The 19,890-nt window shown below is 69.0% G+C and carries 22 protein-coding genes; 12 read left to right on the forward strand and 10 right to left on the reverse strand.

Features of this window, described 5'->3' with window-relative positions; genetic code table 11:
* Window positions 1–12: 12 nt before the first annotated feature.
* Window positions 13–1,539, reverse strand: coding sequence for a malate dehydrogenase (quinone) (gene mqo / locus QJS31_RS16350; protein ID WP_282780217.1), 1,527 nt, complete (start codon window positions 1,537–1,539; stop codon window positions 13–15).
* Between the two features lie 174 nt (window positions 1,540–1,713).
* On the opposite strand from mqo, the gene QJS31_RS16355 reads away from it, so the two are divergent.
* The gene (locus QJS31_RS16355) at window positions 1,714–2,784 is read left to right on the forward strand and encodes an alpha/beta hydrolase (protein ID WP_282780216.1); all 1,071 of its coding nucleotides are present in this window, start codon (window positions 1,714–1,716) and stop codon (window positions 2,782–2,784) included.
* On the opposite strand, the gene QJS31_RS16360 is transcribed toward QJS31_RS16355, so the two are convergent.
* The 3 genes from QJS31_RS16360 to map all read right to left on the reverse strand — a co-directional run bounded on the left by QJS31_RS16360 (window position 2,764) and on the right by map (window position 5,801).
* Window positions 2,764–3,327, reverse strand: a complete 564-nt coding sequence (locus tag QJS31_RS16360; protein WP_039816034.1) for a hypothetical protein — start codon at window positions 3,325–3,327, stop codon at window positions 2,764–2,766. The two genes, QJS31_RS16355 and QJS31_RS16360, sit on opposite strands and share 21 nt — an antisense overlap.
* Before the next feature lie 64 nt (window positions 3,328–3,391).
* Window positions 3,392–4,906, reverse strand: coding sequence for a cobyric acid synthase (locus QJS31_RS16365; protein ID WP_306357073.1), 1,515 nt, complete (start codon window positions 4,904–4,906; stop codon window positions 3,392–3,394).
* A gap of 31 nt (window positions 4,907–4,937) precedes the next feature.
* A complete protein-coding gene (gene map / locus QJS31_RS16370; RefSeq protein ID WP_282780212.1) occupies window positions 4,938–5,801 on the reverse strand; it encodes a type I methionyl aminopeptidase in 864 nt (287 codons plus the stop codon).
* A gap of 110 nt (window positions 5,802–5,911) precedes the next feature.
* On the opposite strand from map, the gene QJS31_RS16375 reads away from it, so the two are divergent.
* Both QJS31_RS16375 and QJS31_RS16380 read left to right on the forward strand, forming a co-directional pair.
* Window positions 5,912–6,919: an LLM class flavin-dependent oxidoreductase gene (locus QJS31_RS16375; protein WP_306357074.1), complete on the forward strand. Its 1,008-nt coding sequence runs from the start codon at window positions 5,912–5,914 to the stop codon at window positions 6,917–6,919.
* A gap of 322 nt (window positions 6,920–7,241) precedes the next feature.
* Window positions 7,242–8,258: a TerC family protein gene (locus QJS31_RS16380; protein WP_282780208.1), complete on the forward strand. Its 1,017-nt coding sequence runs from the start codon at window positions 7,242–7,244 to the stop codon at window positions 8,256–8,258.
* On the opposite strand, the gene QJS31_RS16385 is transcribed toward QJS31_RS16380, so the two are convergent.
* From QJS31_RS16385 to QJS31_RS16400, 4 genes are all read right to left on the reverse strand, one after another.
* On the reverse strand, window positions 8,164–8,616 hold the full coding sequence (locus QJS31_RS16385; protein WP_306357075.1) for a helix-turn-helix transcriptional regulator: 453 nt from the start codon (window positions 8,614–8,616) through the stop codon (window positions 8,164–8,166). The two genes, QJS31_RS16380 and QJS31_RS16385, sit on opposite strands and share 95 nt — an antisense overlap.
* On the reverse strand, window positions 8,616–9,272 hold the full coding sequence (locus QJS31_RS16390; RefSeq protein WP_282780204.1) for an SRPBCC family protein: 657 nt from the start codon (window positions 9,270–9,272) through the stop codon (window positions 8,616–8,618). The genes QJS31_RS16385 and QJS31_RS16390 overlap by 1 nt, the downstream gene beginning before the upstream one ends.
* A gap of 222 nt (window positions 9,273–9,494) precedes the next feature.
* On the reverse strand, window positions 9,495–10,163 hold the full coding sequence (locus QJS31_RS16395) for a universal stress protein (protein WP_306357076.1): 669 nt from the start codon (window positions 10,161–10,163) through the stop codon (window positions 9,495–9,497).
* A gap of 168 nt (window positions 10,164–10,331) precedes the next feature.
* Window positions 10,332–11,057 carry a GntR family transcriptional regulator gene (locus QJS31_RS16400; protein ID WP_029929927.1) on the reverse strand — a complete coding sequence of 242 codons (726 nt, stop codon included), beginning with the start codon at window positions 11,055–11,057 and terminating at the stop codon, window positions 10,332–10,334.
* Window positions 11,058–11,155: 98 nt separating this feature from the next.
* On the opposite strand from QJS31_RS16400, the gene QJS31_RS16405 reads away from it, so the two are divergent.
* From QJS31_RS16405 to QJS31_RS16430, 6 genes are all read left to right on the forward strand, one after another.
* Window positions 11,156–12,271, forward strand: coding sequence for a TIGR03364 family FAD-dependent oxidoreductase (locus QJS31_RS16405; protein WP_306357077.1), 1,116 nt, complete (start codon window positions 11,156–11,158; stop codon window positions 12,269–12,271).
* Between the two features lie 8 nt (window positions 12,272–12,279).
* On the forward strand, window positions 12,280–12,966 hold the full coding sequence (locus QJS31_RS16410; protein WP_306357078.1) for a phosphonatase-like hydrolase: 687 nt from the start codon (window positions 12,280–12,282) through the stop codon (window positions 12,964–12,966).
* A 177-nt stretch (window positions 12,967–13,143) separates the two neighbouring features.
* A complete protein-coding gene (locus QJS31_RS16415; protein WP_372341616.1) occupies window positions 13,144–14,127 on the forward strand; it encodes a 2-aminoethylphosphonate ABC transporter substrate-binding protein in 984 nt (327 codons plus the stop codon).
* Between the two features lie 30 nt (window positions 14,128–14,157).
* A complete protein-coding gene (locus tag QJS31_RS16420; protein WP_282780196.1) occupies window positions 14,158–15,342 on the forward strand; it encodes an ABC transporter ATP-binding protein in 1,185 nt (394 codons plus the stop codon).
* Window positions 15,339–16,229 (forward strand): 2-aminoethylphosphonate ABC transporter permease subunit, encoded by an 891-nt coding sequence (locus tag QJS31_RS16425; protein ID WP_039816050.1) that lies wholly within the window; start codon window positions 15,339–15,341, stop codon window positions 16,227–16,229. The genes QJS31_RS16420 and QJS31_RS16425 overlap by 4 nt, the downstream gene beginning before the upstream one ends.
* Window position 16,230: 1 nt before the next feature.
* Window positions 16,231–17,028, forward strand: coding sequence for an ABC transporter permease (locus QJS31_RS16430; protein WP_306357079.1), 798 nt, complete (start codon window positions 16,231–16,233; stop codon window positions 17,026–17,028).
* 13 nt (window positions 17,029–17,041) lie between these two features.
* Here QJS31_RS16430 and QJS31_RS16435 read toward each other — a convergent pair whose 3' ends face one another.
* Together QJS31_RS16435 and QJS31_RS16440 are read right to left on the reverse strand one after the other, a co-directional pair.
* Complete coding sequence (locus QJS31_RS16435; protein WP_306357080.1) at window positions 17,042–17,413, reverse strand: hypothetical protein; 372 nt, start codon at window positions 17,411–17,413, stop codon at window positions 17,042–17,044.
* A gap of 322 nt (window positions 17,414–17,735) precedes the next feature.
* Window positions 17,736–17,972, reverse strand: a complete 237-nt coding sequence (locus tag QJS31_RS16440) for a DUF4254 domain-containing protein (RefSeq protein ID WP_282785553.1) — start codon at window positions 17,970–17,972, stop codon at window positions 17,736–17,738.
* Between QJS31_RS16440 and QJS31_RS16445 the strand changes: the two genes are divergently transcribed.
* The 3 genes from QJS31_RS16445 to QJS31_RS16455 all read left to right on the forward strand — a co-directional run bounded on the left by QJS31_RS16445 (window position 17,949) and on the right by QJS31_RS16455 (window position 19,858).
* On the forward strand, window positions 17,949–18,281 hold the full coding sequence (locus tag QJS31_RS16445; protein WP_282785554.1) for a hypothetical protein: 333 nt from the start codon (window positions 17,949–17,951) through the stop codon (window positions 18,279–18,281). The two genes, QJS31_RS16440 and QJS31_RS16445, sit on opposite strands and share 24 nt — an antisense overlap.
* A 78-nt stretch (window positions 18,282–18,359) precedes the next feature.
* Window positions 18,360–19,229 carry a helix-turn-helix transcriptional regulator gene (locus QJS31_RS16450; protein ID WP_282785555.1) on the forward strand — a complete coding sequence of 290 codons (870 nt, stop codon included), beginning with the start codon at window positions 18,360–18,362 and terminating at the stop codon, window positions 19,227–19,229.
* Window positions 19,230–19,393: 164 nt separating this feature from the next.
* Window positions 19,394–19,858, forward strand: coding sequence for an AMP-binding protein (locus QJS31_RS16455; RefSeq protein WP_039816308.1), 465 nt, complete (start codon window positions 19,394–19,396; stop codon window positions 19,856–19,858).
* Window positions 19,859–19,890: the final 32 nt, after the last annotated feature.

Genomic DNA, 19,890 nt, shown 5'->3' on the forward strand with positions numbered 1-19,890 from the left:
CGCGTCTTGCTATCACACCGCGGCGTGCGGCGCGACCCCTTCGATATCGGGCGTGTTCGATTCGAGACGCAGCGCCTTGTTGGACCAGTCCCACACCTCGCGGAACAGCGCCTGGTTCTCCGAGAGCTTCACGCCCAGCGAGGGCACCATTTCCTTGAGTTTCGGCTGCCACGAGGCGTATTCGTGCGGGAAGCACTTCTGCATGACGTCGAGCATGGCGCTCACGCAGGTGGACGCGCCCGGGGAGGCGCCGAGCAGACCGGCGATGGTGCCGTCCTCGGCCGCCACCACGGCGGTGCCCAGTTCCAGCACGCCGCCCGCGCCCTTGCGCCGGATCATCTGCACGCGCTGGCCAGCGATGATCAGCTCCCAGTCGTGGCCGTCGGCGCGCGGAATGAACTCCTCCATCGCGTCGACCCGACCGGCCTGCGACTTCAGCAGCTCCGAGACCAGATACTTGACCAGGCCGAGTTCGGTGACGCCGACGCCGAGCATGGAGAACAGATTGTTGGGTTTGACCGACTTGAGCAGGTCGGTGTAGCCGCCGTCCTTGAGGAACTTCGGCGTCCAGCCCGCGTAGGGGCCGAACAGCAGCCCACGGTCCCCGTCGATGACGCGGGTGTCCAAGTGCGGCACCGACATCGGCGGCGCGCCCACGGCGGCCTTGCCGTACACCTTGGCCTCGTGCTTGGCGATGAGTTCCGGATTGGTGCAGCGCAGGAACAGACCCGACACCGGGAACCCGCCGAAGCCGGAGATCTCCTTGATGCCGGACTTCTGCAGCAGCGGCAGCGCGCCGCCGCCCGCGCCGACGAAGACGAACCTGGCGTTGACGACGCGCGCCTTGCCGGTGCGGGTGTTGCGCACCTTCACCAGCCAGGAGCCGTCGGACTGCTTGGTGAGGTTGCGCACCTCGTGCCCGAAGGCGAGATCGGCACCGGACGCGCCCAGGTAGGCCAGCAATTCGGTGGTCAGCTCGCCGAAGTCGATATCGGTGCCGGCGTCGGTCCAGTTCAGCGCGACCGGGTCGGAGAAGTCGCGGCCGCGGGCCATGAGCGGCAGCCGACGCGCGAATTCGTCGGGGCTGTCGATGAATTCCATGCCCTCGAACAGCGGATGCCGCGACAGCGCCTCGTAGCGCTTGCGCAGGTACCGTACATCCGCCTCGCCGTGGGTGAAGCTCACATGCGGGATGGGGTTGATGAAATTGGAGGGCTCGGCCAAGATGCCGGTCTCCACGGCATACGACCAGAACTGGCGCGACACCTGGAAGCGCTCGTTGATGTCGATGGCCTTGGTGATCTCGACGGAGCCGTCGGCGTTCTGCGGCGTGTAGTTGAGCTCGCACAGAGCCGAGTGGCCGGTGCCCGCGTTGTTCCACGGGTCGCTGCTCTCCGCGGCGGCGGCGTCGAGCCGCTCGAACACGGTGATCGACCAGTCCGGCTGCACCTGGCGAAGCAGTGCACCCAGGGTGGCACTCATGATGCCGGCACCGATGAGTACTACATCGGTCTTCTCAATCTTGGCAGCGTTCGGCACGGGTAGATCGACTTCCTTGTCCTAGATGCGGCAACCTAGCGGCGCTTAGGTTACCCGTCGTTCACCTAGTTTCGATTGTGCCCCTCAACACGCGGAATTCACGCAGCGACAGGGCCGATTGTGAGAGATCCCTCCCGGGTGCGATGTCGCCACGGCTGGGGATAGATTGAGACTGTGAGTTCCGATACGCCCGCCGCGACCTCCACCGTCACCGATCCGACGGCCCCCGCCTGGCAACCGGATGTGCTGGGTGCGGGCTATGAGCGACTGACCATCCCGCTGGGTCCTGACCCCGACGGCGAGGGTGAGGTGGAGGCCGTCCTGGTCCGCCACACGCCCACCGAAGCGCCGGTCGCCACCAAGGCCGTGCTCTATGTGCACGGATTCACCGACTACTTCTTCCAGAAACATCTGGCCGAGCATTTCGCCGGGCGCGGATACCGCTTCTACGCGCTCGACCTGCGCAAGTGCGGCCGGGCCCGGAGGTCCGGGCAGACCGCGCACTATGTCAGCGACCTGACCCTCTACGACGCCGAGTTGAACCGCTCGCTGCGGACCATCCGCGCCGAGACCGGACTGCCCACGCTGATCCTGGCGCATTCGACGGGTGGGCTCATCACCTCGCTGTGGCTGAACCGGCTCAACCGGTCCGGTGGCGGCGTGCGGGCGCAGGGCATCACCGGGTTGGCGCTCAACAGCCCGTGGTTCGATTTGCAGGGGCCGTCCTACTACCGGTCGGTCGGTACGGCGGTGCTGCACGGTCTGGCCCGGTTCAGCGCCATGACCCGCCTGCCGCTGCCCGAGGGCAGCGCCTACGGCGACAGCCTGCACCACACCGTCGCCGGGGAATGGGATTACGACCTGGACTGGAAGCCGCTGACCGGTTTCCCGGTGCACGCGGGCTGGCTGCGCGCCATCCGCCGCGGGCACGCCCGCCTGCATCAGGGCCTGGATATCGGGGTGCCCGCGCTCATCATGCGGTCGAAGGTGACCAAGTTCATGCGCGAGTACGGTCCGGCCGCGGATGTGTCGGACGTGGTGCTGGATGTCCGTCAGATCCAGCGCTGGTCGGGCTGCCTGGGCACGCGCACCAATATCGTGCCCATCGAGGGGGCCCGCCACGATGTGTTCCTGTCCGCGGAGACGCCGCGTAAACAGGCGTTCGCGGAGCTGGATTCGTGGCTGGACTGGCTCGACACCGCCTCGGCCGAGCCCGTCGCCACCTCACCAGAAGCTGGTGCGTAGCACGATCTCGGTGGCCAGTTCGTGGTCTGCCTCGGTGGCCACGTCGGTGACATCCATGGTGACCAGGCGGTATTCCCCGTAGACATGGCGGCCGGACGCCTCGGCCGCCTCCCGGGGCAGCGCCTTGGTGGCCAGCAGGGTGGTGGGTATCTCCACGGCGGGGCAACTCGGATCCGGGGCCGTGCCGCCGGTGACGGGCACCGCGGGGTGGGCGCGACCGGCCACGACCAGGCTCATGAACCGGCCGAAACCCCGGGCGGACAGCTGCCAGGCCAGCTCGGCCCCGGCGCCGCAGCCGACCAGGTTGGCCCACGGCACCCGCAGTTGGTCGAGCAGGGCGAGCACGGTGGCGGTATCGAGGCCGTCGGCGTGCTCGACGACGAACGTGCGCAGATCGGAGTTGTGCAAGCGGGCACAGACCTGGTCGTAGACGTCCGCGGGAGCGCCCGCATCGGGCAGCAGCAGAACACTGTGCCGGGATTCGGGGCCGCCGACTCGCACGGTCCACGTCTTGTCACCGACCGTGAGCTGCCGAGATTCCATGTGAATTCACGGTACACGCCGCCGGGGAGTCCGCATCGCGTGTCGGTGTGATTTCGATCGGGGCTCAGCGGGTGGTGCGCAGAATGGCGAGATCGGTCGGTGCGCCGCCGGTGATCAGCCCTTCCAGGGCCGCCTCGTCGAGGTGCTTCTCCATCAGGTCGGCGAGCAGGTCCAGCTGTGCGGTGCGCTCCCGCGCCACCGAAACATCGTCGGCCACAACGAAGCCCGTACGCCCGGCGCGCTCGGCGAGTTCGCGCAGCCAGGCTCGGCGGAACGCGTCGTTCTCCAGGACGCCGTGCAGGTGGGTGCCCCAGACGCAGCCGCGCACACTCCCTTCGGGAGCGCCGTCCAACTCCAGCCAGGGCCGGTCGCCGCTGTGACGGACCCGACCGTGATGAATCTCGTATCCGTGCACGGGCAGGCCGCGGGCGTGGCCGGTGGCGCGGCGCAGCACCTTCGGGTCGGCGAATTCGATCTCGAGGTCCAGCAGGCCGAGGCCCGCGACCGTGCCCGCGTCCGATTCCACGCGGTCCTCGATGGCACGGGCCAGCATCTGGTAGCCGCCGCAGATGCCCAGGATCGGCCCGCCCGCGGCGGCGCGGACGCGCAGGACATCGGCGATTCCGGTGCGGCGCAACCATTCCAGATCGCTCACGGTGGCCTTGCTGCCCGGCAGGACGACCAGATCCGCGCCGGTCAGCCGGGAGGGATCGGTGACCCAGCGCACGGCCACCCCCGGTTCGCAGGCCAGCGCCTCCACATCGGTGGAGTTGGAGATGCGCGGCAGCCGGATGGCAGCGACGGTCAGCCATTCCGACCCGCGCGGCGGCAGGGAGCGGCCCACCGGGGCGTCGGCGACGGTGCCAAGCGAGTCCTCGGCGTCGATCCACAGCTCCTCCGCGAAGGGGAGGACACCGAGCGTGGGGCGGCCGGTGAGCGCGGTGAGCTGGTCGATACCGGGTCGCAGCAGCTCCACGTCACCGCGGAACTTGTTGATGACGAACCCCGAGATCAGTTGCTGGTCTTCGGGTTCCAGAATGGCGACGGTGCCGAAGAGATGCGCCAGCACCCCGCCGCGGTCGATATCGCCGACCAGCAGCACCGGCAGCCCGGCCGCGCGCGCCAGACCCATATTCGCCAGATCTGTTGCGCGCAGGTTGATTTCAGCCGGTGACCCCGCGCCCTCGCAGATCACCACATCGAATTCGGCTCGCAGCGCCGCCAATTCGTCCGCCACCACCTGCCGCAGGTGCTGCCGGTGCCGGAAGTAGTCGCGCGCCCCCACGGTGTCGACGGCCCGCCCGCGCACCACCAGCTGGGAGCGCCGGTCACTGCCGGGTTTGAGCAGGATCGGATTGAAGCGCACGCTGGGCTCGAGTCCGCACGCCCGCGCCTGGAGTGCCTGCGCGCGGCCGATCTCCCCGCCGTCGGAGGTGACGACGGAGTTGTTGGACATGTTCTGCGCCTTGAACGGCGCGACGCGCACCCCGCGCCGCGCCAGCATGCGGCAGAGTCCCGCCACCACAACGCTTTTCCCGGCGTCGGAGGTGGTGCCCGCGACCAGCAGCGCGCCCTTCACCGGCTGGCCTCCGCGGCGGGCGGGCGCGCGCTCACGGCAGGGTGAGGATTTCCGCGCCGGTGTCGGTGACGACCAGGGTGTGCTCGAACTGTGCCGTCCATGCGCGGTCCTTGGTGACCACCGTCCAGCCGTCGTCCCAGATCTCGTAGTCGATGCCGCCCAGATTGATCATGGGCTCGATGGTGAAGGTCATGCCCGGCTCGATCTCGGCCTCCACGGCGGGCTGGTCGTAGTGCAGGATCACCAGGCCGCTGTGGAAGGTGGGGCCGACGCCGTGGCCGGTGAAGTCGCGCACCACGCCGTAGCCGAAGCGGTTGGCGTAGGACTCGATGACGCGGCCGATGACATTGAGGGCGCGGCCGGGGCGCACCGCCTTGATGGCGCGCATGGTGGCCTCCTCGGTGCGCTCGACCAGCAGGCGCACCTCCTCGTCCACGTCACCGGCGAGGAAGGTGGCGTTGGTGTCGCCGTGCACGCCGTGGATGTAGGCGGTGACGTCGATATTCACGATGTCGCCGTCCTCGATCACGGTGGAGTCGGGGATGCCGTGGCAGATGACCTCGTTGAGCGAGGTGCAGCAGGATTTGGGGAATCCCTTGTAGCCCAGCGTCGACGGGTACGCGCCGTGATCGCACAGGTACTCGTGCGCGATGGCGTCGAGTTGATCGGTGGTGACGCCGGGCGCGACGGCCTTGCCCGCCTCGGCGAGCGCCTGCGCCGCGATCTTGCTCGCGATCCGCATCTTCTCGATGGTCTCCGGGGTCTGCACCCAGGGCTCGTGTCCCTCGTTGACCGTCTTCTTCCAGACGTACTCCGGCCGCTCGATGGACTTCGGCACCTCTCGAATGGGCGACTGGGTGCCGGGAACGAGAGGTTTGCGGGTGCGCACTGACATGGAACAAGACTATCCGCCCGCGCGGGGTGCTCCGTACCCGGAATACTTCCGGACTATGGTCCGTTTACCCCTTTGGTTGACGTGGTAACTACTTGCAGGAGGCACCCGCCGTGGAATTGGGACTGACCACATTCGCCGAGATGACCGCCGTCGGCGACCGGCCCGCGCCCAGCGCCGGACAGCGGTTGCGCGAGGTGGTCGATGAGGCCGTCGCCACCGAACGCGCGGAACTGGAGGTATACGGCGTCGGTGAACACCACCGCGCCGACTTCGCGGCCTCCGCCCCCACCGTGGTGCTGTCGGCCATCGCCGCCCGCACCGAACGCATCCAGCTCACCAGCGCGGTCACCGTGCTCAGCTCGGCCGACCCGGTGCGCGTGTACCAGGAGTTCGCCACCCTGGACCTGCTCTCCGGCGGGCGCGCCGAACTGATGGCGGGCCGTGGCTCGTTCATCGAATCCTTCCCGCTGTTCGGCTACGACCTGGGCGACTACGACGAACTCTTCGACGAGAAACTGGCGCTGCTGCTGAAGATTCGCGCGGACGAGCCGGTCACCTGGTCCGGGAAGTTCCGCGCCCCACTCAGCGACGCCGTGGTGTATCCGCGCACCGAACGCCCGCTGCCGGTGTGGATCGCGGTGGGCGGCACCCCGGAATCCGTCGCCCGCGCCGGGCTGCTGGGTCTGCCACTGGCCATCGCCATCATCGGCGGACAGCCCGCGCGCTTCAAACCGCTGGTCGACCTGTACCACCGGGCGCTGGCGGAGGGCGGCCACGAGCCGCGGCCGGTGGCGGTGCACGCGCACGGCTATGTGGCGGAAACGGATGCGCAGGCCGTGAACGACTTCTACGCGCCCTACGCCGCCGCCATGAGCGCCATCGGACGCGAACGCGGCTGGGCCCCCATGACCCGCGACCACTTCGACGCGCTGCGCTCCCAGAGCGGTTCGCTGTTCGTCGGCGCCCCCGACCATGTGGCGGAGAAGATCGCCACCGTGCGCGACGATCTCGGCCTGGACCGCTTCATGCTGCACACCAGCGTGGGCACCCTGCCGCACGAAAAGGTGCTGCGCACTATCGAACTGCTCGGCGACAAGGTGGCCCCGCAGGTGCGGTGATCGCCACTGCGGCCGGGGCCGCGTCGATCGCCGATCCGACAGTCCCGCCGAGCAAGACGCGGTGAGCGGGCCACCGGAGGTGGACCACTCGATCTCCGCGGCAGTCCGAATCTCCCGATCGGTCGCCGACCGAGTGCGCTCACGGCCGCGCCGGGTCGGCGCATGGTCGGAACCGAGCCGACGGACACAGGGACGATCACTCCGGAAGGGCCGGTTCCGGTGCGGCTGACACCGCACCGGCCCAGTCTCCCGCTACGATCTCGGGGATACTCTCCGGTGGCGTCGATGCCGCACGGGGCAGCGAACAACAGAGGATGCGCGCGTGGCCGAGATCAGCACCCTGACCTGGATTGTCACCATCGGACTCATACTCGCGCTGCTCGCGGTGGATCTGATCGTGGCAGCGGTGAAGCCGCATCGGGTGGGCTTCCGGGAGGCCACCATCTGGTCGGTGTTCTACATTCTCGTGGCCGTCGCTTTCGGGGTGTGGTTCGCCTGGCAGTACGGCGGCGGGTTCGGGGCGGAGTTCTTCGCCGGATACGTGGTGGAGAAGAGCCTGTCGGTGGACAACCTCTTCGTCTTCGTGATCATCATGACCACCTTCGCGGTGCCGGAGGAGCATCAGCACAAGGTGCTCACCTTCGGCATCGTGCTGGCGTTGATCATGCGGGCCATCTTCATCGCCTTGGGCGCGACGCTGCTGTCGCTGTTCTCCTTCATGTTCCTGCTGTTCGGGCTGCTGCTCATCTACACCGCGGTGCAGCTGTTCCGGCACCGCGATCAGGATCCCGAGGTCGACGACAATGTGATGGTGCGGGCCGCGCGGCGGCTGCTGCCCATTACCGACGACTATGTGGGCGGCAAGCTGTCGACCCGCGTGGACGGGCGCTGGATGGTGACGCCGCTGTTCATCGTGCTGCTGGCCATCGGCAGTATCGATCTGCTGTTCGCGCTGGACTCGATTCCGGCGGTGTTCGGCGTCACCCGCGAGCCCTATATCGTCTTCGCCGCCAACGCTTTCGCGCTGCTGGGGTTACGGGCGCTGTTCTTCCTCGTCAAGGGTCTGCTGGACCGGCTGGTGTACCTGTCGACCGGCCTGTCGCTGATCCTGGCGTTCATCGGCGCCAAGCTCATCCTGCACTGGGCGCACGTCGACATCGACGACCGCGTGCCGGAGATTCCGACCTCGGTCAGCCTGGGCGTGATCGTCGCCGTGCTCGTGGTCGTCACCGTGGCCAGCCTGATCAAGACGCGGCAGGATCCGACCGCGAAGGCGCACGCGGGCTCACTGCGGGCGCATCCGGACCAGGAGCGCGACCGGCAGGGGCAGCCGGGCTGATCTCGTCGCGGCGGGCGCGTTTGCCGCGGGCGATCTCGGTGGCGAGGGCGTCGAGCGGCTGGGCGAACGCCGTGAGCGAATCGTGCAGGGCCGCAAGCCAATGCTGCGCCGCCTCGATACCGTCCGGGTCGAGGGCGTAGTGACGGCGGGTGCCGTCGGCGCGGGTGCGCACCAGCCCGGCGTCGCGCAGCGCCTTGAGGTGCTGGGAGACGCCGGGCTGGGAGATGGTCGCGTGGCGTCGCACCGCGGTCACGATCGCGCCCGCGGGCTGTTCGCCGGTGGCGGCCAACAGTTCGAGGATGTGGCGGCGGATCGGATCGCCCAGCGCCTCGAAGATCTTCGCCGGGGAGCGGTCCATCAGGAGTGCGCGCCGTCCTCGGGCACACCGGTGTAGAACGCGATGGTGCGGTCCGCGGCCGCCCGGGCGGCGGCCGGGTCCTCGCCGTCGCCGATGGCGGCCTCGGCCCAGCCGCGTGCCGCGACTTCGATGAAGGCACGCCCCTCCGGCGTCTCGTGGAAGGTCTGTGCCAGTGCCGGATCCATCGGCTGCCCGGTCGCCAGGTGCTCCCCCAGTCCCATCAGGGCGAGATCCCAGCCGACCCCGACCGCTCCCGGCCCGAACCGCTCCCAGAAATCCGGGTCGACGGGTGCCTCGTGCACCAGTTCCAGCCGCGTGCCGTCGCCGTCCGGGGTGAGGGTCACCTGCACCCACGAGGTCTGATCGTTGAACACCCAGGTGATGGCGAACCGCCGCGGTTCGTCGCATTCCTCGACGACGCCACCGGCATTGCCCTCGATCTGGTATTTCCCGCCGAGCGTCAGGTCACCCGAGACGGGCGCGAACCACCGTGGAATGCGCTCGATATCGGTCAGCGCGCTCCACAGATCGGCCTGTTCGGTCGCGTAGGTCCGGCGCGCGACAGCGATCTTGGTCGGCGCACCGCCGCGCTCACCGCTGCGCAGTTCACGGGCCACGAGTCCGGCTACGGCGGCCGGATCGGTCAGCAAGGGCATGACGAAACCTCCTCTATAAGTTGGAACTTATATTAGCGCGCGCGAGCCCACCCCCGCCACCCCTGCCGGCCACAGCAATCACCCCGCCAACCACGGCGATCAGCCTCTGCCGACCACGGCGCTCAGCCCTGGACCACAGCGACCAGCTCGACCACGGGGTCAGCAGCTGGCGACCACAGCGACCAGCACGACCACGGGGTCAGCGGCTGGCGACCACAGCGATCAGCTGCGACCGGATCGCGCCGAAACCGTCGCGTTCGACTCCGGAGCCCGCAGTCGCGCGGGCTCGACGACCAGGACCGGGAGGGCGGCGTGGTGGACCAGTTCGGTGGATACGCTGCCGAGCAGGCGGGTGGACAGGCCGCGACCGCGGCGGCCGACGACCAGTACGTCCATGTCCTGGTCGGTGGCGAAGCGGCGGAGGGCCTCACCCGGGGGACCCGCCAGCACCTCGAAGCGCACCGGCATTCCGGCGGCGCGGGCCCGCTCCGCGGCGGCGGCCAAGCGGGCGTCGGCGGCGTCGATCGCGGCGTGGGTGGCGTCGTCGGTGGCGTCGTAGCAGACCACCTCGGCGAGTACGAGCATGCCGCACCCGGATCCGAACAGGGTGAGCGCCGTATCGAGCGCACGATCGGATTCCGGAGAGCCGTCCATGGCCACCAGCACCCGAGGTCCGCGAGTTTCGGCGCGTCCCAGAATGCCCTCGGGCCCCGACGCGGCCAGACGCGGGCGGCGCTCGACCCGCTCCCACGCGATCGGGACGAACAGCGGCCCCAGCGCGACAGCGATGACGAGCCACATCGGGTCGTGGCCGCGGCGGATCATCCACAGACCGGTCACCACGCCGATGAACGCCCAGGCGATAAGGAACAGTGCCAGTGTGAGAGACATGGCTCCACGGTCCCCCGGTGGCCACCCGCACGGGTAGCGCACGAAGCCCCCGGTTGCGGGGACTTACGTCCCACGGCCACCGGCCACCGGCGAGCGGGCCACCCATGCCGCCCGGGCCACCGCGCTGGCCGCGTCGGCCCGAAGGCGTTGCGCGCCTGAGCGGTTCCGCTATTCGCGCAGCTGCGCCTCGAAGGCGATGCGGTCGCCGCGGTAGAGGGAGCGGACGCGTTCGATGGGGGTGCCGTCGGGGTCGAGGCTGCGGCGGTGGAGCAGGATCATGGGCAGTGCCGTGGTGCATTCCAGGAGGGCGGCCTCGCGGGGGGAGGCGAGCACGGTTTCGATGCGTTCGGTGGCGGCGGCGTAGGTGACGCCGAGGGCGCGGGTGGCGGCGTAGAGGGAGGTCTCCGGGTCGTAGCTGTCGCGCAGGGCGGCGAAGCGGGGCAGGGGCAGGTAGGTGCTCTCCAGGCCGATGCGTTCGCCGTCGGCGAGCAGGATGCGTTCCAGATGCATGACGGGCGTTCCGGCGGGCAGGGCCAGATCACGGGCGATGTCGTCGTCGGCGGGGATGTCGGCCCAGTCGACGAGCAGGCGGCCGGGGGCGCGGCCGAAGCTGATCGCCCCCTCGGTGTAGGAGCGCAGCGACAGCGGCTGCACCATCTTCGGGCGGGAAACCACGGTGCCGCGCCCCTTGCGCCGAATCCGGCCTTCCACCAACAGATCTCGCAGCGCCTGCCGGACGGTTTCGCGGGCGACGCCGAAGCGCAGGGCGAGTTCGCGTTCCGGGGGGACGGCGTCGCCGACGGCCAGTTCGGCCAGCATGGCGTCGAGTTCGGTGCGGATTCGATACGCCTTCGGGATACGAGCGCCCGCCCCCGCCGCGTCGGATCTCTCCATGCCCCACAGCGTACAGCGAAATGGTCTATACCAATTTTTAACCTGCCGTTTGCGTACGAAACACTCTTAGGTCTAGACCAGTGACCACGATAGGGCGCATGCGATTGGTCATCATCGGCGGCGGCATCCTCGGCACCGCCCACGCCCTGGCCGCCGTCCGGCGCGGCCACGAAGTGATCCAGCTCGAGCGCGAGGTCGAGGCCCGCGGGGCCACCGTGCGCAACTTCGGCCTGGTGTGGGTGTCCGGACGCAGCGCCGGTGAACTGGAGATCGCGCTGCGCTCCCGGCAGTTGTGGGAGGAGATCGGCGGCCGGGTGCCGGGCGTCGGCTTCCGCCCCGCGGGTTCGCTGACCCTGGTGCGCACCGAGGCCGAACTCGCGGTCGCCGAGGCCGCCGCGAACGCCGCGTCCGCCGCCGAGCGCGGATTCGAACTGCTCGACCCCGATCGGGTGCGCGCGCTCGAGCCCGCATTGCGCGGCAAATTCCTTGCCGGACTGCACTGTTCGACCGATGCGGCGGTGGAGTCCCGACAGGCGCTGCCCGCGCTGCGCCGGTACCTGGACGCGACCGGCCGCTATCGGTTCTTCGCCGGAACCGAGGCGCGCGCCGTCACCGGCGGCACCGTGACCGACGACCGCGGCCGTCGCCACACGGGCGATCTCGTAATGGTGTGCCCGGGTGCGTCGCACCGCGGACTCGCCCGGGAACTGGTGGGCGACATGCCCGTTCGCCGGGTGCGGTTGCAGATGATGCAGACCGCCCCGCTGGGCGAGGATCTCACCACCGCCATCGCCGACGGTGACAGCTTCCGCTACTACCCCGGCTACGCGAGCGATGCGCTCGATCGGCTCGAGGCCGAGGAGTCGCAGTCCTTCGTCGCCGCCCGGCACCGGATGCAGATGCTGTGCGTGCAGCGCCTGCACGGCGGCCTCACCATCGGCGACACCCACGAATACGAGGAGCCCTTCGCCTTCGACGTGGACGAGGCCCCCTACGAATACCTCACCGGCGTCGTGGAGGAGCTGCTCGGCCGCAAACTCCCGCCGGTGGTGCGCCGCTGGGCGGGCGTGTACAGCCAGTCCATCGATCCGGCGGCCATCGTCACCCGGGTGCGGGCCGATGACGCCGTCTGGGTCGTCACCGGTCCGGGCGGACGCGGCATGACCCTCGGCCCGGCCCTCGGCGAAGAGACCGCCGACCTTCTGAACCTGTAGGAAATCCCATGTCCGACACACAGATCGATCTCGCCGTCCTCGATATGGCCGGAACCACCGTCGCCGACGGCGGGCTGGTGCTGCGCGCCTTCGAGGAGGCCGCCACCGCCGCCGGAATCCCCGCCGAGGGGATCGAGCGCGAGGCCGCCCGCCGCTACGTCCTCGACACCATGGGGCAGTCCAAGATCACGGTCTTCCGCGCGCTGCTCGGCGACGAGGACCGCGCGCAGCGCGCCAATCAGGCGTTCGAGGCCGCCTACGACGAATTCGCCGCCACCGCGGCCGCACCCGTTCCCGGTGCGGCCGAAGCGATCACGGCACTGCGCGCGGCCGGTATCAAGGTGGCGCTCACCACCGGATTCAGCCGCGCCACCCAGGACAAGCTGCTGGCGGCGCTGGGCTGGCAGGACATCGCCGACCTCACGCTGTCCCCCGCCGACGCCGGACGCGGACGCCCCTACCCGGACCTGGTGCTCACCGCACTGCTGCGCCTGGGTATCGACGCCGTGGATCGCGTTGCGGTACTGGGTGATACGGCCAGCGATATCGCCACCGGCCGGGCCGCGGGCGCGTGCATCGTGGCGGGCACGCTGACCGGCGCACACAACGCGGAGCAGTTGCGCGCCGCGGGCGCCACCCACGTGGTGGATTCCGTCACCGAGTTCGCCCGGCTGCTGCTGGCCGAACGCTCCTGAAAGCCCCGCCGCCGGTTCCCGAGGGAGTCGAGCGGCGGTCCTCCCCCATCCCTTCGATTCAGCAGTTCCGACGAACCGAAAGTTGCTTCCCCCGTGCGCAATCCGAACAACCGCCTCGCACGCTCCCTCGCCAGGACGGCGTTGATCCTCACCTCCGCCACCGCCGTCGTCTTCGGCATGACCGCCTGCGGCGGCACCGGCACCGAATCCGCCGACGGCAAGACGGTGACCGTCTACTCCGCCGACGGCGTCGGCGAGTGGTACAAGACCCAGTTCGACAAGTTCAAGGAGCAGACCGGCATCGCGGTGAACCTGGTGGAAGCCGGTTCCGGTGAGGTCGTCAACCGGGTGGAGAAGGAGCAGTCCAACCCGCAGGCCGATGTGCTGGTCACGCTGCCGCCGTTCATGCAGAAGGCCGACAAGTCCGGTCTGCTCGAGCCCAGCGGCATCGACACCAGCGCCGTCGCCGACTCGGACAAGGACCCGAATGGCAAGTACGTCATGATGGCGGGCAACTACCTCTGCTTCATCGCCAATCCCTCGGTCAATGTGGCCGGGATGACCTGGGACGACCTGCTGAAGCCGGAGTACCAGGGCAAGATCCAGTACTCCACTCCGGGCCAGGCCGGTGACGGCACCGCGGTGCTGATCCTGCTCCAGCAGCTCTACGGCAAGCAGGGCGCGCTCGACTACCTGGCCAAGCTCCAGGAGAACAATGTCGGCCCCTCCTCCTCCACCGGCAAGCTCCAGGCCAAGGTCGACAAGGGCGAGATCCTCATCGCCAACGGCGACATCCAGATGAATATGGCCAATATCAAGGAGAAGGGCTCCAAGTTCACGGTGTTCTTCCCCGCGGACGCCGACGGCAAGGCCAGCACCGTACCGGTGCCGTACCTGATGGGCCTGGCCAAGGGCGCGCCGCACCAGGCCGAGGCCAAGCAGCTCATGGAGTTCCTGCTCTCCACCGAGGCGCAGCAGGCGCTGCCCAACTCCTTCGCCATTCCGGCCCGCCAGGAACTGCGTGGCGTCATGTCCTCCGGCGGCGCGACCAATCCGGCGGTGCTGCTGCAGAACGTCCAGATCATCTACCCGGACTGGGCGCAGGTGCTGACCGATCTCGACGCCGACCTCGCCGCCTACCAGCAGGCCACCGGCCAGTAGGAATCCGCACCACCCCCGAGGAGCGCACTCATGACCACCGCGTTGACGACATCCAGGGCGACCGACGCCGCGACCGCCGAGCCGGCCATCGTATTCGACCGGGTCGGCGTCACCTACGGCCGCGGCCGGAAAAGCACTGTCGCACTGGCCGATTTCACGCTCCGCGTCGCCGCGGGGGAAACGGTCGCGCTGCTCGGGCCCAGCGGTTCCGGCAAGTCCACCGCGCTCAAGGCGCTGGCCGGCTTCGTCCGGCCCACCTCGGGTGCGGTGCGCTTGTCGGGCCGCGACGTCACCCAGCTCTCCCCCGCCCGACGCGGCATCGGCGTGGTGGTGCAGTCCTACGCGCTGTTCCCGCATATGCGGGTGCGCGAGAACGTGGCCTTCGGACTGCGCTCGCATCGGGTGCCGCGCAGGGAGATCGGCGCACGCGTCGCCGAGGCGCTGACCATGGTGGGCATGGGCGGGTACGCGGAGCGGCTGCCCCGGGAACTGTCCGGCGGACAGCAGCAGCGGGTGGCCATCGCCCGCGCCCTCGCCATCCGCCCCAAGGTGCTGCTGCTCGACGAACCGCTCGCCGCCCTGGACGCGCAGTTGCGGCAGTCCATGCTCGGCGAGCTCCAGCAGTTGCGTAAAGCCCTGCCGGACACCGCCATGCTGTATGTCACCCACGACCAATCCGAGGCGCTGGCGCTGGCGGACCGGATCGCCGTCATGCGCGATGCCCGCCTGGTCGATATCGACAGCGCCCGGAAGCTGTGGCAGCGCCCGCCCACCGATTTCACCGCCGCCTTCCTGGGCGGCGCGAATCTGCTGCCCTGCACCGTCAATCACGTCACCGGCACCGCCGCGCTGGTCACCGTCGGCGAGCACACGCTGCGTGCGGAGGCTCCCGCGCCGGGGGTGGGGCGGCCCGACTGGGTGCCGAATGCCGATGCGCACCTGTGCGTCCGGCCGCACACCGTCTCGATTCGGCCGCTCACCGAGAAGGACGTCCTGCGCGCCAGCGTGACCGGCACGGTGTGGCGGGGTGCGTCGACCCGGCTGCACCTGGACGTCACCGGTCTGCCCGGTGAGCTCACCGCCGATGTGCCCGGCCACGCGGAGTTGGAGATCGGCGATGTCGTGGGCGTGAAGTTCCCCGATCCGGCCGGGGTGCTGATTCCGCCCGGGATCGGAACCGCCGCCGCGGCGGACGAATCCGAGGTGCGGGCGTGACCGCGACCCGCACCGCACCCGCCGCACCCGCCACCACCCCACCCGGCCCGCGCCGCTCGCTCGCGCCGCTGCTCTGGACGCTGCCGCCGGTGCTGGTGGTGTTGTGCATCGCCGTCTATCCGATCGGCCGGGTGCTGCTGGAGTCGACCCGGACCGACGCGGGCCGCGGCACCGAGACCTGGACCACGGTGCTGGGCTCGGAGTCGTTCCGGAACGCGTTGTGGCGCACCGTATCCATCGCGGCCTGCTCCACGCTGGGCTGCCTGGTGCTGGGCACCTTCCTCGCCATCGTGCTGGCCTTCGTGCCGTTTCCGGGATCGGGTCTGGTGGGCCGCCTCATCGACACCGTGCTCACACTGCCCTCCTTCCTGGTGACGCTGGCCTTCACCTTCCTCTACGGCACGGCGGGCGCGGTGAACGCGCTCATCGGTGAACTCACCGGCCGCAGCGAACCGGCGCTGAACTTCCTCACCACCCCGCTGGGTGTGATCGCCGCCGAGGTCACCTTCTTCACCCCGTTCGTCGTGCGCCCGCTGCTGGCCGCCTTCGCCCAACTGCCGCGCGAACAGCTGGATGTGGCCTCGAGCCTGGGGGCGTCGCCGTGGCGGGTGCTGTGGCGGGTGGTGCTGCCGGAGGCCTGGCCCGCCTTGGCCGCGGGCGGCAGCCTCGTTCTGCTGTTGACGCTCAACGAATTCGGCATCGTGCTCTTCACCGGGGCCAAGGGCGTCATCACACTGCCCGCGCTCATCTACACCCGGGGCATCGTCACCTTCGACCTGCCCGGCGCGGCGGTGCTGGCCAGCGTGCAGGTACTGCTGTCGCTGAGCCTCTACCTCGGCTATCGCCTGATCTTCGCCCGGCTCACCGGGACTCGGAAGGAGCGCTGACATGCTGGTGTGGACCCGGCGCGGGCGCGCCGCCGTACTCGCCGTCTTCGCGGTGGTGGTGACGGTGGTGTTCATCGCGCCCATCGCCACGGTGGTGGCGGCGGGGCTGGCGGGACGCTGGACCGGACCGCTGCCCTCGGATCTCGGCTTCGGCAATGTGGGTCGGGCACTGTCCGGGGAGCAGGCGGCAAGTCTGTCGGTGAGCCTGCAGACCGCGCTGTTGGCCGGTGCGGCCGCGCTGGTCCTGGGCACCTGGGCGGCACTGGCCGCCCGGGAAGCGCCGGAATGGTTGCGCCGCATCACCGATGCCGTCTTCCACGTGCCGGTGGCGGTGCCGTCGGTGGCCATCGGCCTCGGCGTCCTGATCGCCTTCAACGAACGTCCGCTGCTGCTGGGCGGCACCACATGGATTGTCGTCCTGGCCCATACGGTGCTGGTGCTGGCCTACGCCTTCAGCGGCGTCAGCGCCGCCCTGGATCGGCTCGACCCCGGATACCGGCAGGCCGCCGAATCGTTGGGGGCGGGGCCGGTCCGGGTGCTGTTCCGGATCACCCTGCCGCTGCTGCTGCCCGCGCTCGGCGCGGCGGCGGGACTGTCGATCGCACTGTCCATGGGCGAACTCGGCGCGACGATCATGGTCTACCCGGCCACCTGGAAAACGCTGCCGGTCACCATCTTCGCGGCCACCGATCGCGGTGAGGTCTTCGACGCCGCCGCCAGCACCACGCTACTGGTACTGGTCACCTTGATCGCGCTGGTGGTGCTGGGCCGCCTGCGCGGCCGCGCCGCGCTGCGGTGAACGGGCCCCGCGTTCACCCGTCGATGCCCTCCGCGAGCGCGCGGAGGGCATCGACGGGCAAATGATCGGCTTCCTCGATGAGGCCGCCGGCGAGGAGATACACCTCCGCCATCCGTACCGCGGCATCGCGCAGCTCCGACAGCGAGCGACTCAGTTCGACGCCCTTGTGCTCGAATCCGCACCGCAACTGCCGGGCCGAATCGAAGCCGCCGAAGCCGGTGAGGCGGTGCGTGCGCACCGCCCGGGACCGCTGCGGTTCCATCGCCGCCGCGAATCGCAGGAAGTTCGCGGCGCATCCCCGCGCCGCGTCCGTATCCATGCGAAACGCCCCCGCCGCGGCCTGCCCGCGGAATGCCGCAGCAGTCGAATCAGCTTCGTTCACCATCGAACTCCATTCGCGAGCACCGATGAATCCATTCGTAAGAAACCGAATGGTGTGTAGTTATGCGGTGGGCAATTGCGGTAGCCGCCTTGCCGGAAATCACAGCGATATGGGGTATTGCAACGCGATACCGGGTACGGGCGTGCCGCGCCAGTCGACCACGCGGCACGCCGGGCGGGGCGCCCCGTTGCGCCCGCCGTCTTGTGGCGGGCGACGTCCAACGTTTCGAGCGAGCTATTGGTCGGATAGACCGCTCTATTGACGTCTCCGCTGACGACAATGGCTCTGTAGCAATGCAATCAATCGTGTCAACGCATTTCGGGAGTCACTGCTCAGGTAAACGGCGACGGCCTCCGGCCACGTCGATTACGAGATCAGTGTAGCCGTCAACGAGTTCGGCGAGGTGATACCAGTGTTTATGGGTATTGTCGCTGGCCGCGCCCTCGTGGTCGATGACCTGGTTGGCCTCCACCCAGCTCCGGGCCATCCGGTCCACCACCGCGCCCAGGCTCTCGGTGTGCAGGGCGGCGCCGTTGCGATGCTGCGGCAGTTCCCGTTCCACCCATTCGTTGATATCGTCAACGAGTTCGCCGCGCCGACAATCGATCTCGGCGGCAAGGAGCGGGTCGGCCACCTGCGCGCGGCGTTCGTGCAGTTCCGCGAGCGCGTGCGCCGACCGGAGCAGAACCCGGTCCTGGAAACGCCGGCCCTGGAAGGCGCAGAGCAATTGCGGGGCGGTCGGCAGCCCGCCGGCTATGGATATGGTCATCGCGACTCCCAGAACGTTCCCGACAACATCACTATTCGCACCAACATGATTGGTCTCCGGATTCAGCTGTACCGCTCATCGGATCGGTCGTACAAGAACTAGGCTAGCTGGATCATGCTCTTACAAATGCAAGAACGCAATACTGCGTTCTAACTCGTGCGCTAGGCGAAAGGGTTGGACATGGCAGGCAAGCGCACCGTGTTGACCGTGGGTTTGCGCAGACTCGCGAAGATGCTCAAAGAACTGCGCGAGCAGTCCGGACTCAGCAAGGAGGAGGTCAGCGGTCGTACCGGCATCAATGTCACCACCCTGTATCGGATCGAGACCGCCCAGGCGCGCCCGCAACGCCGCACCCTCACGGCCATGCTCGACCTGTACGATATCGGCGAGCCGCACCGTTCAGATGCCTTGCAGTTGCTGACCGACGCACAGAAGCCTGGTCTGGCACGCCCGTTCGAGGCTGCGGTCGGCGAGGTCTACGGCGCGTACATCAACTTCGAGGCGGAGGCCCTGTCGGCCCGCTTCTTCCAGGCGAGCTACATCCCCGGACTCTTGCAGACCGAGGCGTACGCCGACGCGATCATGCAGACGTCGTGGCCCAAGATTTCCGATGAGGTACGCGGCCAGCGGGTCCGCGCCCGGGTCGAACGCGCCAAAGTGCTCACCAAGGAGGAGCCGCTCGAACTCTGGGTGGTGCTGGACGAGGCCGTGATTCGCCGCATGGTCGGCGGACCGGCGGTCATGATCGAGCAGTTGGAGCGATTGCTCAATGATGCGGCACAGCGCAATGTCATCCTGCAACTGCTGCCCTTCGACGCGGGTGCGCATCCGGGGATGGCCGGATCCTTCGTAGTGCTGGACTTCCAGAACCCGGCCGACCCGGAACTGGTCTACGTGGAGGGCATCGCCAGCGACGAGATCATCGAAGGGCACGTCGAGGTACGCCGCTACGGGGTGATGTTCGACCAGCTGCGCGCCATGGCGCTGAGCCCCCGCAACTCCGAGGAACTGATCGAGAAGGTCATCGAGGAGCTGCGCCAGTCCACGTAGACGCACCGATTCCCCCGGGTGATCAATACACCTTGGGTGAGGATTCCGCACCCTCGGAGAGGTGATCCCCCGCACTGAGGTTGCTGTCGGATGAACTCGCCGACCGCGAGTCTGAATACATCCCAACAGCGCCACAGATCACCACATCCGAGGGGATGATATTCATGTGCAAGCCGGTCGATTCGTCCGCAACACTGGTCGCTCTCCGCCCGGGCGCGACCGAGCCGGTCGCCGCCGCGCTCGACCCGGCTGCCATCGCGGTGACGGCGGCCGACTGCGCGCTCTCCTACGGCGAGCTGGAGCGCTGGTCCAACCGCCTGGCGCGGATGCTGCTGCGGCTCGGAGCCCGCCCCGGCACCCGGGTCGCCATCGCGGGAACCCCGCGACTCGAATCGGTGGTCGCACGTCTGGCCATTACCAAGACGGGCGCCACCCCGGTCCCGCTCGGCACCGAAACCTCCTCCGCCCGCGCCGATTTCGGCGTGACCACCAAGGAGGGCAAGCCGCGCACGGCCGACACCACCCGCTGGCTGGTGCTGGACGAGCGCTCCACGCTGGTGCAGTACCTGACCGGTTCCGACGCGCCGATCACCGACGCGGAACGACAGACGGCGAGGAAGGCGTCCTGAGCCGCTTCACCTCACCAGCACGGCATCTCACC

Origin of the sequence: Nocardia sp. CC213A, assembly GCF_030766805.1 — a bacterium.
Classification (GTDB): Bacteria; Actinomycetota; Actinomycetes; order Mycobacteriales; family Mycobacteriaceae; genus Nocardia; species Nocardia otitidiscaviarum.

Excerpts from the sequence above, each read along its gene's own strand:
- QJS31_RS16360 (WP_039816034.1), bottom strand. The coding sequence starts at position 3,327 with ATGGAATCTCGGCAGCTCACGGTCGGTGACAAGACGTGGACCGTGCGA.
- map (WP_282780212.1), bottom strand. The coding sequence starts at position 5,801 with ATGTCAGTGCGCACCCGCAAACCTCTCGTTCCCGGCACCCAGTCGCCC.
- QJS31_RS16385 (WP_306357075.1), bottom strand. The coding sequence starts at position 8,616 with ATGGACCGCTCCCCGGCGAAGATCTTCGAGGCGCTGGGCGATCCGATC.
- QJS31_RS16390 (WP_282780204.1), bottom strand. The coding sequence starts at position 9,272 with ATGCCCTTGCTGACCGATCCGGCCGCCGTAGCCGGACTCGTGGCCCGT.
- QJS31_RS16395 (WP_306357076.1), bottom strand. The coding sequence starts at position 10,163 with ATGTCTCTCACACTGGCACTGTTCCTTATCGCCTGGGCGTTCATCGGC.
- QJS31_RS16400 (WP_029929927.1), bottom strand. The coding sequence starts at position 11,057 with ATGGAGAGATCCGACGCGGCGGGGGCGGGCGCTCGTATCCCGAAGGCG.
- QJS31_RS16405 (WP_306357077.1), top strand. The coding sequence starts at position 11,156 with ATGCGATTGGTCATCATCGGCGGCGGCATCCTCGGCACCGCCCACGCC.
- QJS31_RS16410 (WP_306357078.1), top strand. The coding sequence starts at position 12,280 with ATGTCCGACACACAGATCGATCTCGCCGTCCTCGATATGGCCGGAACC.
- QJS31_RS16415 (WP_372341616.1), top strand. The coding sequence starts at position 13,144 with ATGACCGCCTGCGGCGGCACCGGCACCGAATCCGCCGACGGCAAGACG.
- QJS31_RS16420 (WP_282780196.1), top strand. The coding sequence starts at position 14,158 with ATGACCACCGCGTTGACGACATCCAGGGCGACCGACGCCGCGACCGCC.
- QJS31_RS16430 (WP_306357079.1), top strand. The coding sequence starts at position 16,231 with ATGCTGGTGTGGACCCGGCGCGGGCGCGCCGCCGTACTCGCCGTCTTC.
- QJS31_RS16435 (WP_306357080.1), bottom strand. The coding sequence starts at position 17,413 with ATGGTGAACGAAGCTGATTCGACTGCTGCGGCATTCCGCGGGCAGGCC.
- QJS31_RS16445 (WP_282785554.1), top strand. The coding sequence starts at position 17,949 with ATGCTGCGGCAGTTCCCGTTCCACCCATTCGTTGATATCGTCAACGAG.
- QJS31_RS16450 (WP_282785555.1), top strand. The coding sequence starts at position 18,360 with ATGGCAGGCAAGCGCACCGTGTTGACCGTGGGTTTGCGCAGACTCGCG.
- QJS31_RS16455 (WP_039816308.1), top strand. The coding sequence starts at position 19,394 with ATGTGCAAGCCGGTCGATTCGTCCGCAACACTGGTCGCTCTCCGCCCG.